The 14675-nt window shown below is 60.6% G+C and carries 19 protein-coding genes; 16 read left to right on the top strand and 3 right to left on the bottom strand.

Translation table 11 applies throughout. The annotated features are described in order from the left end of the window. Window positions 1-23 precede the first annotated feature (23 nt). Window positions 24-749, bottom strand: a complete 726-nt coding sequence (locus SIB38_RS15125) for an SDR family NAD(P)-dependent oxidoreductase (RefSeq protein WP_294115134.1) — start codon at window positions 747-749, stop codon at window positions 24-26. Here SIB38_RS15125 and SIB38_RS15120 point away from each other — a divergent pair. Then, window positions 748-891: a hypothetical protein gene (locus SIB38_RS15120; RefSeq protein WP_294115133.1), complete on the top strand. Its 144-nt coding sequence runs from the start codon at window positions 748-750 to the stop codon at window positions 889-891. The genes SIB38_RS15125 and SIB38_RS15120 overlap by 2 nt on opposite strands. 11 nt (window positions 892-902) lie before the next feature. Here the strand turns inward: SIB38_RS15120 and SIB38_RS15115 are convergent, their stop codons facing one another. Continuing rightward, complete coding sequence (locus SIB38_RS15115; RefSeq protein ID WP_412550504.1) at window positions 903-2102, bottom strand: cytochrome b/b6 domain-containing protein; 1200 nt, start codon at window positions 2100-2102, stop codon at window positions 903-905. Window positions 2103-2326: 224 nt separating this feature from the next. Between SIB38_RS15115 and fabD the strand changes: the two genes are divergently transcribed. The 6 genes from fabD to mltG all read left to right on the top strand — a co-directional run bounded on the left by fabD (window position 2327) and on the right by mltG (window position 7718). Further along, entirely contained in the window at window positions 2327-3265 is a 939-nt protein-coding gene (gene fabD, locus SIB38_RS15110) for an ACP S-malonyltransferase (protein ID WP_294115130.1), read from the top strand. After that, the gene (locus SIB38_RS15105) at window positions 3262-3870 is read left to right on the top strand and encodes an alpha/beta hydrolase (RefSeq protein ID WP_412550503.1); all 609 of its coding nucleotides are present in this window, start codon (window positions 3262-3264) and stop codon (window positions 3868-3870) included. The genes fabD and SIB38_RS15105 overlap by 4 nt, the downstream gene beginning before the upstream one ends. 11 nt (window positions 3871-3881) lie before the next feature. Further along, on the top strand, window positions 3882-4619 hold the full coding sequence (gene fabG / locus SIB38_RS15100; protein WP_294115127.1) for a 3-oxoacyl-[acyl-carrier-protein] reductase: 738 nt from the start codon (window positions 3882-3884) through the stop codon (window positions 4617-4619). Window positions 4620-4848: 229 nt separating this feature from the next. Continuing rightward, entirely contained in the window at window positions 4849-5082 is a 234-nt protein-coding gene (locus tag SIB38_RS15095; protein WP_058240599.1) for an acyl carrier protein, read from the top strand. A gap of 225 nt (window positions 5083-5307) precedes the next feature. Further along, window positions 5308-6567: a beta-ketoacyl-ACP synthase II gene (gene fabF / locus SIB38_RS15090; RefSeq protein ID WP_412550502.1), complete on the top strand. Its 1260-nt coding sequence runs from the start codon at window positions 5308-5310 to the stop codon at window positions 6565-6567. Next, a complete protein-coding gene (mltG, locus tag SIB38_RS15085) occupies window positions 6567-7718 on the top strand; it encodes an endolytic transglycosylase MltG (RefSeq protein WP_294115122.1) in 1152 nt (383 codons plus the stop codon). The genes fabF and mltG overlap by 1 nt, the downstream gene beginning before the upstream one ends. Before the next feature lie 79 nt (window positions 7719-7797). Here mltG and SIB38_RS15080 read toward each other — a convergent pair whose 3' ends face one another. Further along, window positions 7798-7956, bottom strand: coding sequence for a hypothetical protein (locus tag SIB38_RS15080; RefSeq protein WP_294115120.1), 159 nt, complete (start codon window positions 7954-7956; stop codon window positions 7798-7800). Window positions 7957-8261: 305 nt separating this feature from the next. On the opposite strand from SIB38_RS15080, the gene SIB38_RS15075 reads away from it, so the two are divergent. From SIB38_RS15075 to SIB38_RS15035, 9 genes are all read left to right on the top strand, one after another. Beyond that, a complete protein-coding gene (locus SIB38_RS15075) occupies window positions 8262-8588 on the top strand; it encodes a hypothetical protein (protein ID WP_294115118.1) in 327 nt (108 codons plus the stop codon). Window positions 8589-8619: 31 nt separating this feature from the next. After that, complete coding sequence (locus SIB38_RS15070) at window positions 8620-9879, top strand: DNA-packaging protein (RefSeq protein WP_294115246.1); 1260 nt, start codon at window positions 8620-8622, stop codon at window positions 9877-9879. 131 nt (window positions 9880-10010) lie between these two features. Then, on the top strand, window positions 10011-11195 hold the full coding sequence (locus SIB38_RS15065) for a phage portal protein (protein WP_294115117.1): 1185 nt from the start codon (window positions 10011-10013) through the stop codon (window positions 11193-11195). Continuing rightward, a complete protein-coding gene (locus tag SIB38_RS15060) occupies window positions 11188-11415 on the top strand; it encodes a hypothetical protein (protein ID WP_294115113.1) in 228 nt (75 codons plus the stop codon). The genes SIB38_RS15065 and SIB38_RS15060 overlap by 8 nt, the downstream gene beginning before the upstream one ends. 14 nt (window positions 11416-11429) lie before the next feature. Beyond that, window positions 11430-11975, top strand: coding sequence for an HK97 family phage prohead protease (locus SIB38_RS15055; protein ID WP_294115112.1), 546 nt, complete (start codon window positions 11430-11432; stop codon window positions 11973-11975). A 27-nt stretch (window positions 11976-12002) separates the two neighbouring features. Further along, on the top strand, window positions 12003-13184 hold the full coding sequence (locus tag SIB38_RS15050) for a phage major capsid protein (RefSeq protein ID WP_294115110.1): 1182 nt from the start codon (window positions 12003-12005) through the stop codon (window positions 13182-13184). A gap of 140 nt (window positions 13185-13324) precedes the next feature. After that, window positions 13325-13924 carry a head-tail connector protein gene (locus SIB38_RS15045; RefSeq protein ID WP_294115108.1) on the top strand — a complete coding sequence of 200 codons (600 nt, stop codon included), beginning with the start codon at window positions 13325-13327 and terminating at the stop codon, window positions 13922-13924. After that, window positions 13921-14262 (top strand): head-tail adaptor protein, encoded by a 342-nt coding sequence (locus tag SIB38_RS15040; RefSeq protein WP_294115106.1) that lies wholly within the window; start codon window positions 13921-13923, stop codon window positions 14260-14262. Before SIB38_RS15045 ends, SIB38_RS15040 begins: the two co-directional genes overlap by 4 nt. Further along, window positions 14259-14675, top strand: a complete 417-nt coding sequence (locus SIB38_RS15035) for a DUF3168 domain-containing protein (RefSeq protein WP_294115104.1) — start codon at window positions 14259-14261, stop codon at window positions 14673-14675. Before SIB38_RS15040 ends, SIB38_RS15035 begins: the two co-directional genes overlap by 4 nt.

The raw sequence follows: 14675 nt of genomic DNA, 5'->3' as shown, positions 1-14675 counted from the left end.
TTTTTTGTTGGGATAGGCGCTATTCAGACGTGTTGTCCGCCGTTGATCTCAATTTCGGTGCCAGTCACGTAAGTCGATTGATCGGAGCAAAGGTAGTAGATCACGTCGGCCACCTCAGACGGTTGGCCAAGGCGTTTCATGGGTAGGCCGTCGACAATTTTGTCGGTGCCAGGTGACAAGATCGCGGTTTCGACTTCGCCCGGCGCGATGGCGTTTACACGGACGCCAAGCGGTCCGAAGTCATGGGCCATTTCGCGAGTCAGGGCGGCGAGGGCCGCCTTGGAGGTGGCGTAGGCTGCCCCGGCAAAGGGGTGCACGCGGGAGCCGGCGATGGAGGTGACGTTGACAATGGAGCCTTTGGCGGCGGCCAGTTCGTCGCGGAGGCCACGCGCAAGGATGACCGAAGAGAAGAAGTTCACGTGAAAGACTTTGCCCCAGTCCATCAGGTCGGTGGTGAAGGTATTGAGGCGCTCGCCGTTGGGGCCTTTTGGGGAAATTCCTGCGTTGTTGGCGAGGCCGTGCAGCGGGCCATCGAGCCGTTCGCGGATCAACTCTACTGCGTTGATCGAGTCTGCCGGGTCGCTGAGGTCGAGTTGAATGTGGTTCTTTTCACCGTCAGGCCAAGGGCAGCGTCGGTCAAAAGGTTGGCGGGAACATGTCAAAACGCGCCAGCCTTCACGCGAGAAACGCTTCACGGTGGCGTGGCCGATGCCCCGGCTGGCGCCAGTGAGGAGGAGCGTTTTCTGCATGGCGAAATTCCTGCGAGATGTGAAAGGCTTGGCGTTCGAAATTGGCCAGATTGACCCGAATTTTAGGCTGCTGTTCGGATTTGGCAAGAGCGCAAAGGCCGCACCAAAAGATGTGGCCTTTGCGATGGTGATCGGCTGTTAGTTTGGCGTGGATTATTCGCCACGCGTTGCTGTCAAAGAGACGTTCACGTCCACGCCAAAGCCGAGGGAACTTTCGTCGGTCATGTCGTCACCTACATGAAAGGCGCGGCGGTCTAGGGACACGGTGCCGGTCATGTCGGCAGCGTTGCCGTCCAATGGGAGTGCGAAGGGTAGGTCGATGGGGACGGCGTGACCGTTGATGGTCAATTCGCCTTTGGCCAGATAGCCGGTGTCCGCTGGCAGCAGGTCCGCGACAAAGGTGGCGGTGGGGAATGCGGCGGCGTTCAGGTAATCCGCGCCCAGAGCCTGATCCGTGACAGAGCCAAGGGTGAGGGAGCCAATGGCGATGGTCACGGTGACTGTGCCGTGTTTGCCATCGGTTGGCTCTTCGTTGAAGGCGATGTCTGCGGTCCAGTCGGCGAAGGTGCCTGTGACCTCCGCGCCAAACTGTTGCACCGCGATGTCCAATGTGCCGGATTGGACCTGCCATTCGGAGGAAACCTCGGCGAGGGCGGCGGTTTCTGTGCGCTCTTCAGCGGCAAAGAGGCCCGCGTTTGCGCCGATCACGAGGGCGACAGCCCAGACAGCCAGTGCCGTCAGGGCCGGGCGCAGGTGGCCGGGTTGGTCGGCGGGCGGCTCTGGTAGATCGGTGTGGCCGGGCAACATGCGTTGCAGGGTTTTGTCGCGGTCAATGACGAAGTGTTTCAGCGCGCCGCCAATGTGGGCGAGCAGGGTCAGGACCAGCACAGCCATAAAGAGGAAATGTGCGCTACCAAGGATTGCGGCGACCGTTGGGTCTTTGGGAACAAAGAACAGAGACTGACCAAACGGCCACCAGATCGGGGCAAAGCCTGTGGTGGCGGCGTGGTGCATCCAGCCGGTGAGTGGCACAAGCACCATGGAGCCGTAGAGCACCCAATGGGCGGTCTCGGCAGCCCAGGCTTCCAGACCATGATCGCCGTTGAGCAATTTGGGGCGTGGCTGAGTGAAGGCCCAGAAGATACGCAGAAGTGCCGTGAAAAAGGCGGCGAGGCCAATGGTTTTGTGCACCGAGAACAGTGTGGCTTTGACGGCGAGCTGGGCGCTGTCCTCGTAAGGCGCGCGGTAGGCGACAAAGCCAAGGATCATTGCGGAGAGGATCAGCAAGGCGGTGAGCCAGTGGAAGGTCTTGGCGACGGAGCCGTAGCGGATAGCTGTGTTGCTGCGGGGCATGGGAAACCTCTTGAAAGTGTTAATCAGACTTTGGGGGCTGCGACGGGGCAAGGCAACTGGCGGTGGTGCACCCGCTTTGTGCATGAATGCGCAGTTGAGGTGTGTTTCGGCGGATTTTTGCGCGTTGGTGCGGTGTCTGGGCTGGGCCATTACCACTCTATTGACGTTGCGTGCGCTGTCCGTGCGCGCTATGCCAAGCCAAAGATTTGCAAGGAGAGCCAAGAATGAGCCGTGCATTTGTGTTTCCGGGACAGGGTGCCCAGACCATTGGAATGGGGAAAGCGCTGGCGGAGGCCTATCCAGAGGCCAAAGCGGTGTTTGACGAAGTTGACGCAGCCTTGGGCGAAAGCCTGAGCGGGTTGATCTGGGAAGGCGAGCAAGAGACGCTGACCCTGACCCAAAACGCACAGCCCGCGCTGATGGCGACCTCTCTGGCGGCGATGAAGGCGCTTGAAGCGGAAGGCGTGACGATTTCGGCGGCGTCCTGCGTGGCGGGCCACTCGCTGGGCGAATACTCGGCGCTGGCGGCGGCTGGTGCCTTGAGCATTGGCGACACGGCGCGTTTGTTGCGCACCCGTGGCGAGGCGATGCAGGCGGCCGTGCCTGTGGGCGAAGGCGCAATGGCAGCGATCTTGGGCTTGGATTTTGCGGCGGTGCAGGAAGTTGCGGACGCGGCGGCACAGGGTGAAGTCTGTCAGGCAGCGAACGACAATGACCCAACTCAGGTTGTGGTGTCCGGTGCCAAAGCAGCTGTGGAACGCGCTGCTGAGATTGCCAAAGAGAAGGGCGCGCGTCGCGCGGTGATGCTGCCGGTGAGTGCGCCATTCCACTGTGCGCTGATGCAGCCTGCGGCAGATGTGATGGCCGAAGCGCTGGCTGGTGTGGAGATCAAAACGCCAGCGGCGCCGGTGATTGCCAACGTGCGGGCGGCGGCGGTGTCTGACCCGGATGAGATCCGCAAGCTGCTGGTGGAGCAGGTGACCGGATCGGTGCGCTGGCGCGAATCGGTGCAGAACATGGCGGCTGACGGCGTCACGGAGTTCTGGGAGATCGGTGCCGGCAAAGCGCTGTCCGGCATGATCCGTAAGATTGACCGCGCCAATGCGGTACGGGCTGTGGGCACGCCAGACGATGTAAAAGAGGCGGCGGAGAGCCTGTCTTGATCCGACGCTTTGTTGCAGCCTGTGGAGGCGTCGCTCTTGGGGCGGCGGTGCTGGCGGGCTGTGTGCAAATGGAGGTGGCGTATCTGAATGCCACCGACACAATTGCGTTTGAGGCGGATGGGAATGATCTGTTGGTGAATGGCACGTTGAACAGCCGCAGTCTGGCAGCGTTTGAGCAGGCCATGAGCGACAACCCGGACGTGACGCGGTTGGTTTTGTTGGAGGTGCCGGGATCGGTGGATGATGAGGTCAACCTGCAACTTGGCCATCGTGTGCGGGACCTAGGGCTGGACACGCATGTGACTGCGGACAGTGAAATCCATTCTGGCGGTACCGACCTGTTCCTGGCGGGCGTGGAGCGCAGCATGGAAGAGGGCGCGGTTCTGGGCGTGCACAGCTGGGCGGTTGGCAACCTGCAGGGGCGTGACTTGCCGAAGTCAGACCCAGAACATGCGGCTTATGTGAGCTATACCAAGCGGATGCTGGGCAGTGACGCGTTTTATTGGTTCACCCTGGAAGCGGCGCCGGTGCAGGAAACCCACGTGATGAGTGCCGAAGAGATTGCAAAATATGGGCTTTTGACTAAGCCTGTTGAGAGAAACTGAGAGAGACAAACATGTTTGATCTGACTGGAAAAACCGCACTTGTGACAGGTGCATCGGGTGGCATTGGCGGTGCAATTGCAAAAGCGCTGCATGCTGCAGGTGCAACTGTCGGCCTGTCCGGCACCCGTGTGGAGCCGCTTGAGGCGCTGGCGGCAGAACTGGGCGAGCGTGCGCATGTGCTGCCGTGTAACCTGAGCGATGCGGAGGCCGTGGATGCGCTGCCAAAACAGGCGATTGAAGCCATGGGCAGCGTCGATATTCTGGTGAACAACGCTGGGATCACGCGGGATCAGATTTTTATGCGGATGTCGGACGACGAATGGCAGAGTGTGATTGACGTAAACCTGACCAGTGCGATGCGTCTGTGCCGGGGTGTGATGCGTCCGATGATGAAATCCCGTTGGGGCCGGATCATCAACGTGAGCTCGATTGTGGGGGCAACAGGCAACCCGGGTCAGGTGAACTATGTCGCCTCCAAGGCCGGTCTGGTCGGGATGACCAAATCCATTGCTTATGAAGTGGCGAGCCGTGGCATCACCGCAAACGCAGTGGCGCCGGGCTTCATTGCCACTGCAATGACTGACAAGCTGAACGACGATCAGAAAGAGACCATCAACAAGCAGATTCCTGCGGCGCGCATGGGCACCTCTGAAGAAATCGCGGCGGCGGTTCTGTATCTGGCCAGCCCAGAAGCGGGCTATGTGACAGGTACCACCTTGCATGTGAACGGCGGCATGGCCATGTTGTAAGCCTTGGTGGCGTCCTTTGGGGCGCCACAATTGTCGCTGGGGAAAGCGTTTGCGTTGTGAAGCGGATGTGTTATAGGCGGCGAGTATTTTCCGGGTGCCTTGAGGGGTGGACGGAGACCTTCCGGTTCAGCCGGATCAAAACCGTCCCTATCAGGGGCACAAATCAGACCCGCCCGGGTGGGTGGGAGTTCAAACGGGCCGAGATGCCCAAGACGAATGAGGAATTGACATGAGCGACGTCGCAGACCGCGTGAAAAAGATCGTTGTAGAGCACCTGGGTGTAGAAGAAGACAAAGTTGTTGAAGCAGCTTCCTTCATCGACGATCTGGGCGCAGACAGCCTCGACACCGTGGAACTGGTAATGGCTTTTGAAGAAGAGTTCGGCATCGAGATCCCAGACGATGCAGCCGAAACCATCCAGACCTTCGGCGACGCCGTCAAGTTCATCTCCGAAGCTTCCTAAGCCGGAGATCCGGCACATTGCAGGGGACTGAGAATTGCAAACGTCCGTCTCTTTGATGAGGCGGGCGTTTTGCGTTGAGGGCAGCGGGGAGGCTGCCGCAAGGAAACGGCCCAAAACTGGGCGCAGAAGCGCGAAACGGGTCAAGCTGTGGGTTGGCCGCTCTTGCCCCTTGGGGGCGAAGCGGGGTATGAACCCGCAAAAGACTTCTGAGGAAGGGCATAGAAAATGCGTCGCGTTGTTGTCACCGGGCTTGGGCTCGTCACTCCATTGGCTTCCGGTGTTGAGGAAAGCTGGTCTCGTATTCTGGACGGTCAGTCCGGTGCAGGCACCATCACCCGTTTCAATCCTGAGCGTGTGACCACCAAATATGCATGTGAAGTGCCGTATGGTGATGGCACCGATGGCACCTTCAATCCGGATGACTGGATGGCGCCAAAAGAACGCCGCAAGGTGGATGACTTTATCCTCTACGGTCTGGCGGCCTCTCAGATGGCGGTGGAAGACTCTGGCTGGACGCCAGAAGATACCGAGTCGCTGGAACGCACCGGTGTGATGATTGGTTCTGGCATTGGAGGCTTGCAGTCGATTGAGCAGACCACGCTGTTGATGGCTGAAAAAGGCCCACGTCGTGTGTCGCCGTTCTTTATTCCCGGCGCGCTGATCAACCTGATCTCGGGGCAGGTGAGCATCAAATACGGTTTCAAAGGTCCAAACCACTCTGTTGTGACCGCGTGCTCAACAGGCGCACACGCCATTGGGGACGCGGCCCGCCTGATTGCGTCTGATGATGCGGATGTGATGGTTGCTGGCGGCGGTGAAGCGGCGATCTGTGAGATTGGCATTGCGGGCTTTAACGCCTGTAAAGCGCTGTCTACCAGCCGTGCGGATGATCCGACAAAAGCCAGCCGTCCGTATGATGCGGATCGTGACGGCTTTGTCATGGGTGAGGGCGCTGGTATTGTGGTGCTGGAGGAATATGAGCACGCCAAGGCGCGTGGCGCGAAGATCTACGCTGAAGTTCTGGGCTATGGCCTGTCTGGGGACGCGTATCACATCACCGCGCCAGCAGAGACCGGCGAAGGCGGCGAGCGCTCCATGCGGGCGGCGCTGAAGAAGGCGGGTCTTGAGCCAAAAGACATCGACTACATCAACGCCCACGGCACCTCGACGATGGCAGATACCATCGAGTTGGGCGCGGTTGAGCGTATGATGGGTGAGCACGCCAGCAAAGTGACCATGTCGTCGACCAAGTCGATGACCGGCCACCTGTTGGGCGCGGCGGGCGCGATTGAGGCGATCTTCTCGATCCTGGCGATCCGCGATCAGGTGGCACCGCCGACCATCAACCTCGACAATCAGGCGGTGGAAACTGCCATTGATCTGGCCCCGAACAAGAACGTGGAGCGCGAGATCAATGTGGCGCTGTCCAACAGCTTTGGCTTTGGCGGCACCAACGCATCCGTGATCTTCGGAAAGGTCGATTAATGTGGCGCGCAGTTGCGTCTAACGCACTCACTCTACTTATCGTGGCGCTCTTCCTGTTGGGGGGCGTCATCCTTTTTGGACAGTCGACCTACCGCGCAGAAGGGCCGCTAAACGAGCCTGTCTGTGTGCGGGTGCAGCCCGGCTCCAACATGAGCCGCGTGTCGCAATACCTTGAAGACAAAGGTGCAATTGCCAGCGGGACTTTGTTTCGGTTGGGGGCGGATTACTCGGATAAGGCGGACAAGCTGAAAGCTGGTGCTTTCCTTGTGCCTGCGGGCGCGTCGATGGAAGAGATTGTCGACATCGTCACCCGTGGCGGCGCGAGCACCTGTGGCACCGAGGTGGTGTATCGCATTGGTGTGACTCGAAAGACCGTGCAGGTGCGAGAGCTTGATCCGGCGACGGGCAGCTTTGTCGAAGTGGCCGCGTTCAACCCGGCTGAGGACGAGGCGCCTGCGGATTACACCCGTGTGCGTGGTGAGGCGGATACGCGGTATCGTATTGCCGTGGCCGAAGGTGTGACCAGCTGGCAGGTGATGGACACGCTCAACAGCATTGAGTTGCTCAGTGGCGAGATCGAGCGGCCAGACGAAGGCAGCCTGGCACCGGACAGCTATGAGGTGCGTGTCGGGGACACCCGTCAGAGCGTGATTGACCGGATGCAGGAAGCGCAGGAAATCCTGGTGTCTGCGGCTTGGGAAAGCCGGGCGGCGGATGTGCCGCTGTTGTCACCGTATGAGTTGCTGATCCTGGCCTCGATCATTGAAAAAGAGACCGGCGTGGCAGAAGAGCGGCGTCAGGTGGCGAGTGTGTTCACCAACCGTTTGAACCGGGGCATGAGGCTGCAAACCGACCCAACCGTGATCTATGGCGTGACGGAAGGTTTGGGTGTGCTGGGTCGTGGGTTGCGTCAGAGCGAACTGCGTCGGGAAACCCCGTGGAACACCTATGTGATCGACGGGCTGCCGCCGACACCGATTGCCAACCCGGGCCGCGCAAGCCTGGAAGCGGCGGCCAACCCGGATACGACGCCCTATATCTTCTTTGTGGCGGATGGCACCGGGGGGCACGCCTTTGCCGAGACGCTGGCCGAGCACAACCAAAACGTGGCTGCTTGGCGTAAGATCGAGGCGGAACGGGCCAACCAGTAAGGTTGTCCACATGAGAAATACAAAAACGCGGCGCTTTTGGGTGCCGCGTTTTTGTTTGGGTTGGTCTGTGCCAAAGCCGTTAGTTGGGCAGAACCTCAACGAGGATTTTGGCAGGCAGTTGGAACGTCGAGCTGGCGCTGTCAGAGGCGGGGCCGGCTTGCACCGTGCCAAAGAAGCAGGCGGCGGCAAGTGACAGTCTTAAAGTCCAGGACGGCGTCGTATTGGCAGCGATACGCATCTTGGTCACCCTTCATTTATCCAACTCAAATCCACCACAGAAAGGTTTAGTTTTTGATAAGGGCGCAATTGGGGCGGTTGGGTTCCGATTTGGAAACACTGCGTTTCGACGCCTGTGCAACAGCTGCGCACTCTCAGTTAATCTATTGAAAATACGTGTAATATTGATTTTTACCTTGAGTTTGTGTTATCTCTGTTTGGGCTGGAACCACGCGGGTGAAAGGCGGAACGCCGGAAAATTGGGCGGGAGAATTCGTGTGTGGCTTGTGCGGAGGGGCAACTGCGCATGAGAGGCAAAGAGCAGCAATGACACAACATTTCACGCCTTCGGGTGGACGCGTACTGGATCAGGAACTGGACGCGCTGCAACTCCTGTTGCGGCGGATGACCGACGAGTTGGAGCGGGTGAAACACGCGTTGCAACATGAGGGGCCGCAGGCGGCGACGGCGGGGCGTCGGGTTCTGGCAGAAGTGCGGCAGTGCATGCGATTGGCGCTATTGGTGGAGAGAGACATTGACCAGCGCACCGCAACAGACCGTCCGGCAGGACACTCACAGCTTGACCTCGACGCCGCGCGATCTTCGATCGGGCGCCGCTTGGATCGCCTCCGAACCGCGCGCGGTGCAGAGTGAGTTTTTGGACAGCCTGACGGAAGGGGAGCTCTTGGCGCTCCCCTTTTTGTTTGAGTTCTGGGCCATGCCACATCAATTGCCGCCAGAGGGCGACTGGAAGACCTGGGTGATCCTGGGTGGACGTGGCGCGGGAAAAACGCGGGCCGGGGCTGAATGGGTGCGGAGGATGGTGGAAGGGGCCAAGCCGCAAGATCGCGGGCGGGCGCGGCGGGTAGCTTTGGTGGGGGAAACCATCGATCAGGTGCGCGAGGTGATGATTTTTGGCGAAAGTGGCTTGATCGCCTGTGCGCCGCCGGATCGGCGCCCTGTGTGGGAAGCGGGGCGGCGGCGGTTGGTGTGGCCCAATGGCGCGGTGGCGCAGGCGTTTTCGGCGCATGATCCGGAGAGCTTGCGGGGACCGCAGTTTGATGCCGCCTGGGTCGATGAGCTGGCGAAATGGCGCAATGGTCAAGAGACATGGGACATGTTGCAGTTTGCGCTGCGGTTGGGGGAGAACCCACGTCAGGTGGTGACAACAACGCCGCGAAATGTCGGGGTTCTGAAACGGTTGCTGCAGGTGGAGAGCACGGTGCAGACCAGTGCGCCAACGCAAGCCAACCGCGCCAATCTGGCGGAGAGTTTTTTGGCAGAGGTGGAGGCGCGCTATGCGGGCACGCGATTGGGGCGGCAGGAACTCGAAGGTGTGTTGATGGAGGATGCCGAGGGGGCATTGTGGACGCGGGCGCAGTTGGATGGGTTGCGGTGTGAAGACCTGCCGGAGATGGACCGGATTGTGGTAGCGGTGGATCCACCGGTGACGGGTCATGCTGGCAGCGATGCGTGTGGCATCGTGGTTGTCGGGGCAGTCACAAAAGGGCCGGTGCAGGACTGGCGCGCCTATGTCTTGGATGATGCCACGGTTCGGGCGGCCACGCCGGATGCTTGGGCGCGGGTGGCGTTGGCAGCGATGGAAAGCTGGGGCGCGGATCGGCTGGTGGCGGAGGTCAATCAGGGCGGCGATCTGGTGCAGTCTATGATCAATCAGGTGGACCCGTTGGTGCCCTTTAAGGCGGTGCGGGCCAGTCGGGGCAAGGTGGCGCGGGCAGAGCCGGTGGCGGCGCTTTATGAGCAGGGACGGGTGTCCCATCGCGCAGGGCTTGGGGACCTGGAAGATCAGATGTGCCTGATGACGGCGCAGGGCTTTGTGGGTTCCGGCAGTCCGGATCGCGTGGATGCATTGGTCTGGGCGCTGCATGAGTTGATCGTGGAGCCATCGGCGCATTGGCGACGCCCGAGGCTTCGGGAGCTGTGACGCAACAGCTGCGTACGGTGAGAAAGCTACAATTTAAGACAAACCCATCAGAACTGTATGTGTCCAAAGCGGACGGACCAAGTTGAGCGGGTCGCCAGAGTGGCGGCGCAGAGATCCGGGAGCGGCAGAGCATGCTAGGGAAGTTTTTGCAGAAGAAGACCCCAGAGGCAGCGCCTCAGGTGAAGGCCAGTGCGACAGGCAAGGTGGTGAGCTATCACAGCGCTGGCCGTGCGGCCTGGAGCCCGCGCGATACGGTGTCGCTGACCCGCACGGGGTTTGCCGCCAATCCGGTGGGGTTCCGTGTGGTGCGGATGATTGCCGAGGCGGCGGCGGCGTTGCCGTTGGTTTTGCAGGATCAGCGCCAGCGGTTTGAGACCCATCCTGTGTTGAAGCTGTTGACCGTGCCAAATGGGGCGCAGGGGCAGGCGGAGCTGTTTGAGGCACTGTACGGCCAGATTTTGTTGTCGGGTGACGGATATGTCGAAGCGGTAGGCGGCGACAGTGGTGCGCCGGTAGAGTTGCACGTGCTGCGCTCGGATCGGATGAGTGTTGTGCCTGGTTCGGACGGGTGGCCGGTGGGGTATGAGTATGCGGTTGGTGCGCGAAAACATCGGTTTGCGGTTGGCGAGATTTCTCCAATTTGCCACATCAAAACGTTTCACCCGCAAGACGATCACTATGGGTTGTCCCCGATGCAGGCAGCGGCCATGGCGATGGATGTGCACAACAGCGCCTCGCGCTGGTCCAAAGCGCTGCTGGACAATGCGGCGCGACCTTCGGGGGCGATTGTCTATCGCGGGCATGACGGGCAAGGCAGCCTGTCATCAGATCAATATGACCGATTGGTCAGTGAGATGGAGAGCCACCATCAGGGCGCGCGCAATGCGGGACGGCCGATGTTGTTGGAAGGCGGACTGGATTGGAAACCCATGGGGTTTTCGCCAAGCGATATGGAATTTCACAAGACCAAGGATGCGGCGGCGCGGGAGATTGCGCTGGCCTTTGGGGTGCCGCCGATGCTGCTCGGCATTCCGGGGGACGCGACCTATGCGAATTACCAAGAGGCCAATCGGGCGTTTTACCGGCTGACGGTGCTGCCGCTTGCGGCGCGGGTGACGGCGGCGGTGGGCACGTGGTTGGCGAAATACACTGGCGAAGAGATCATCTTAAAACCGGATCTGGATCAGGTGCCGGCCCTGGCCGTTGAGCGGGACGCGCAATGGGCGCGGGTTGCGGGCGCGGTCTTCCTGTCGGATGCGGAGAAGCGGCGGTTGCTGGGTTTGCCAGTTGAGCCGGATGAGGGCGCGCATGGGTGATCCGAGATACGGGTTTGAGAGTTTTGATTGTGCGCCGGGGCTGCGGCTGGAGGCGCATGAGAGGGTGGCGAAGTTGCAGTTTGAGAGTTTGAACCGGCGTTTGGACAAGATCGAACAGCTGATTGAGCGGTTGGAGCGGCGGTTGTGGCTGACGGTCTATGGCGTAGTGGGCGTGATCCTGGCGCAGGCGTTTCAGTCGGTTCTCAGTGTGACGCCATGAGTGAGGAGTGTGTGATGCAAGACAGTGGTTTGGAGCGGAAGTTTGCACGGTTCGGCGATGGACTGAGCGTCGAAGACGGGCAGGTGATCAGCGGGTATGCCAGCTTGTTCGGCACGGCGGATCGAGGTGGCGATATCGTGCAGAAAGGGGCCTATGGCGCATCCTTGGAGCGGCTGTCCAAAGAGGGGCGCCAAGTGAAGATGCTGTGGCAGCATGATCCGGCGCAACCCATCGGCCTTTGGGAAGAGGTGCGCGAGGATGATCGTGGACTTTGGGTCAAGGGGCGGTTGCTTGACGATGTGGCCAAAGGGCGCGAAGCGGCGGCCCTGATTGCGGCGGGGGCGATTGACGGGCTGTCGATTGGCTACCGTACCAAGAAGGCCAGCAAGACGACACAGGGCCAGCGGCTCTTGATGGAACTGGAGCTTTGGGAGGTGTCGCTTGTGACCTTTCCGATGCTGCCCAGTGCGCGGTTGACCGCAAAAGAGGACGCTCTGCTGCCCTTGCGGGAAGCGGCGGCCTACCTGCGGAGCATCAGCCGCGGGATGGCGGCGCAGTAAGCGCCAGAACAAAACGGGAAGTCAGTGATGAGTAAGACCGAGACAGAGTCTCGGATCGGGGAAGGCGTGTCTCCGGTCCAGGAAATGAAGTCTGCTGTGGCGGAGTTCGCCAGCAGTTTCAATGCCTTTCGAGGTGACATTCACGCGGAAATTAAACAACAGAAAGAGCGATTGACCATGCTTGAACGCAAATCGACACAGGCGGCGCGGCCGCCTTTGGCGGCGGCAACGGACTTTGACGCGCCACACCAGAAAGCCTTTGATGCCTATCTGCGCACCGGAGAGGATGACGGGCTACGTGGGCTTGAGCTGGAAGGCAAAGCCATGGCCACGTCGGTGAACAGCGACGGCGGCTATTTGGTGGACCCGCAAACGGCTGAGACCATCAAATCGGTGCTCAACAGTACGGCCAGCATCCGCGCGATTGCCAATGTGGTGACCGTGGAAGCGGGGTCTTATGACGTGCTGATCGACAGTTCGGAAACTGGCGCCGGCTGGGCGGATGAGACCACTGCGACCACCGAGACCGGCACGCCGACCATCGAGCGCATCGCCATTCCGCTGCATGAGCTGTCGGCTCTGCCCAAAGCGTCGCAACGGCTGTTGGATGACAGTGCCTTTGACATTGAGGCCTGGCTGGCGGGGCGCATTGCCGACAAGTTTGCACGGGCGGAGGCGGCGGCCTTTATCACCGGCGATGGGGTCGACAAGCCAACCGGCATTCTGACCCACACGGCGGTGGATGACGGCAGCTGGAGCTGGGGCAACATTGGCTATGTGGCGACGGGCGTTGATGGGGATTTCAACGGCGGCGATACACTGGTGGATCTGGTCTATGCCTTGGGCGCGCAATACCGTGCCAACGGCAGTTTTGTGATGAATTCCAAAACAGCCGGCGCGGTGCGCAAGTTGAAAGACGCAGACGGGCGGTTCTTGTGGTCTGATGGGTTGGCGGCGGGTGAGCCTGCGCGTTTGCTGGGCTATCCGGTGCTGATTGCCGAAGACATGCCGGATATCGCGAGTGGTGCCGATGCGATTGCCTTTGGCGATTTTGCGGCTGGATACACGGTGGCAGAGCGTCCGGACCTGCGTGTGCTGCGTGATCCCTTCAGCGCCAAGCCACATGTGCTGTTCTATGCCACGAAACGCATTGGCGGCGATGTCAGTGACTTTGCTGCGATCAAGCTGCTACGCTTTGCGGTGAGCTGATTTCCTGGGTGGGTGGGGCGCGTAAGCGCCGTCATCCGGGCGCGCGTCGGACTACACACGTTGTCTGGCTTACCCCCTCCGTTGAAGCGACGTGAGGACGCGCGCCCAACAAAGACCATCGAGAATTTTGGAGTTGTTCCATGATGTTAGTCGAAGAGACCTCGGTGCCGACGGAGGCGCTGCCGGTTCAAGATTTTCGAGATCACACGCGGCTTGGAAGCGGGTTTTCTGACGATACGTTGCAGGACAGCGTTTTGGAGAGTTTTTTGCGCGCAGCGATCAGCGCGGTGGAAGCGCGGACCGGCAAAGTTATGTTTCAACAGACGTTTGGCTGGACGGTCTATGGTTGGCGCGATGGGGCTGCGCAGGGCTTGCCGGTGGCACCGGTGTCTGAGGTTGTGGACGTAATGCTCGAAGATGCGCAGGGGGCGGTGGTTTCCGTGGCGTCCAGTGCTTACCGGTTGGTCAGTGACGCGCATCATCCATGTTTGAAAGGCGTGTCCGGAGCTTTGCCAAGCATTCCGACGGACGGAAGCGCAACGGTGCGGTTTGTGGCTGGATACGGCGCGGGTTGGTCGGACAGCCCTGCGGACATGCGCCAGGCGGTGCTGTTGTTGGCAGCGCATTATTACGAGTTCCGCCACGAAACCAGTTTGAGCGAAGGCTGTATGCCGTTTGGCGTGGTGAGCCTGTTGGAGCGGTATCGCCCGATGCGACTGAGCGCGGGGGCGGTGTCATGAGCCGGGCGGTGACGTTGTCGCGGCGCTTGCTGTTGGAGCGGCCGTTGGCGGCACCGGACGGGGCGGGTGGATTTGCCCAGACCTGGGAGACACTGGGCGCCGTTTGGGCCGAGGTAGTGGCGCGTGGCGGGCGTGAGATGGATGGCGGGATCATGTCGCTTGCAGCGGCTAGGTATCGGATCACGCTGCGTGGCGCGCCAGTTGGGGCGGAGCAGCGGCCAACGCCAGAGTGTCGCTTCCGTGAAGGGGATCGGGTTTTTGCCATCGATGCGGTGACAGAGAAGGACGGGCAGGGGCAATATTTGGTCTGTCACGCCACAGAAGAGGTGGCGCCATGAGTTACGGAGTTGGGGCAGCGCTGCAAGAGGCGATCTATGCCGCGTTGCAGGCAGATGTCACGCTGAACACGTTGGTTGGAAACGACATTTTTGACCAGTTACCGGTTGGTAAGGTGCCGGATTTGTTTGTGTCTCTTGGTCCGGAAACGGTCTTGGATCGGTCCGACAAAGACGGTGACGGGGCAGAGCATCGCTTTGTGGTCTCCGTGATTGGCGATGCCAGTGGCTTTGCCAAAGTGAAAGCGGCGGCGGCAGCGGTGAGCGACGGACTGGTAGATGCGGATTTGAGCCTGAGCCGGGGGCGGTTGGTTTACCTGCGCTTTGATCGGGCGGTGGCCAAGCGGGACGGGCGCAAGAACCTGCGCCGTGTGGATCTGCGCTTTGTGGCGCGGGTGGAAGACAATCATAGCTAG

Origin of the sequence: Shimia sp. MIT910701, from assembly GCF_047126315.1 — a bacterium.
Taxonomy (GTDB): Bacteria; Pseudomonadota; Alphaproteobacteria; order Rhodobacterales; family Rhodobacteraceae; genus Shimia.
Note: the sequence above shows the minus strand (reverse complement) of the source record. Positions and strands in the feature narration are given on the sequence as shown.

Excerpts from the sequence above, each read along its gene's own strand:
- SIB38_RS15120 (WP_294115133.1), top strand. The coding sequence starts at position 748 with ATGGCGAAATTCCTGCGAGATGTGAAAGGCTTGGCGTTCGAAATTGGC.
- SIB38_RS15125 (WP_294115134.1), bottom strand. The coding sequence starts at position 749 with ATGCAGAAAACGCTCCTCCTCACTGGCGCCAGCCGGGGCATCGGCCAC.
- SIB38_RS15115 (WP_412550504.1), bottom strand. The coding sequence starts at position 2,102 with ATGCCCCGCAGCAACACAGCTATCCGCTACGGCTCCGTCGCCAAGACC.
- fabD (WP_294115130.1), top strand. The coding sequence starts at position 2,327 with ATGAGCCGTGCATTTGTGTTTCCGGGACAGGGTGCCCAGACCATTGGA.
- fabG (WP_294115127.1), top strand. The coding sequence starts at position 3,882 with ATGTTTGATCTGACTGGAAAAACCGCACTTGTGACAGGTGCATCGGGT.
- SIB38_RS15095 (WP_058240599.1), top strand. The coding sequence starts at position 4,849 with ATGAGCGACGTCGCAGACCGCGTGAAAAAGATCGTTGTAGAGCACCTG.
- fabF (WP_412550502.1), top strand. The coding sequence starts at position 5,308 with ATGCGTCGCGTTGTTGTCACCGGGCTTGGGCTCGTCACTCCATTGGCT.
- mltG (WP_294115122.1), top strand. The coding sequence starts at position 6,567 with ATGTGGCGCGCAGTTGCGTCTAACGCACTCACTCTACTTATCGTGGCG.
- SIB38_RS15080 (WP_294115120.1), bottom strand. The coding sequence starts at position 7,956 with ATGCGTATCGCTGCCAATACGACGCCGTCCTGGACTTTAAGACTGTCA.
- SIB38_RS15075 (WP_294115118.1), top strand. The coding sequence starts at position 8,262 with ATGACACAACATTTCACGCCTTCGGGTGGACGCGTACTGGATCAGGAA.
- SIB38_RS15065 (WP_294115117.1), top strand. The coding sequence starts at position 10,011 with ATGCTAGGGAAGTTTTTGCAGAAGAAGACCCCAGAGGCAGCGCCTCAG.
- SIB38_RS15060 (WP_294115113.1), top strand. The coding sequence starts at position 11,188 with ATGGGTGATCCGAGATACGGGTTTGAGAGTTTTGATTGTGCGCCGGGG.
- SIB38_RS15055 (WP_294115112.1), top strand. The coding sequence starts at position 11,430 with ATGCAAGACAGTGGTTTGGAGCGGAAGTTTGCACGGTTCGGCGATGGA.
- SIB38_RS15050 (WP_294115110.1), top strand. The coding sequence starts at position 12,003 with ATGAGTAAGACCGAGACAGAGTCTCGGATCGGGGAAGGCGTGTCTCCG.
- SIB38_RS15045 (WP_294115108.1), top strand. The coding sequence starts at position 13,325 with ATGATGTTAGTCGAAGAGACCTCGGTGCCGACGGAGGCGCTGCCGGTT.
- SIB38_RS15040 (WP_294115106.1), top strand. The coding sequence starts at position 13,921 with ATGAGCCGGGCGGTGACGTTGTCGCGGCGCTTGCTGTTGGAGCGGCCG.
- SIB38_RS15035 (WP_294115104.1), top strand. The coding sequence starts at position 14,259 with ATGAGTTACGGAGTTGGGGCAGCGCTGCAAGAGGCGATCTATGCCGCG.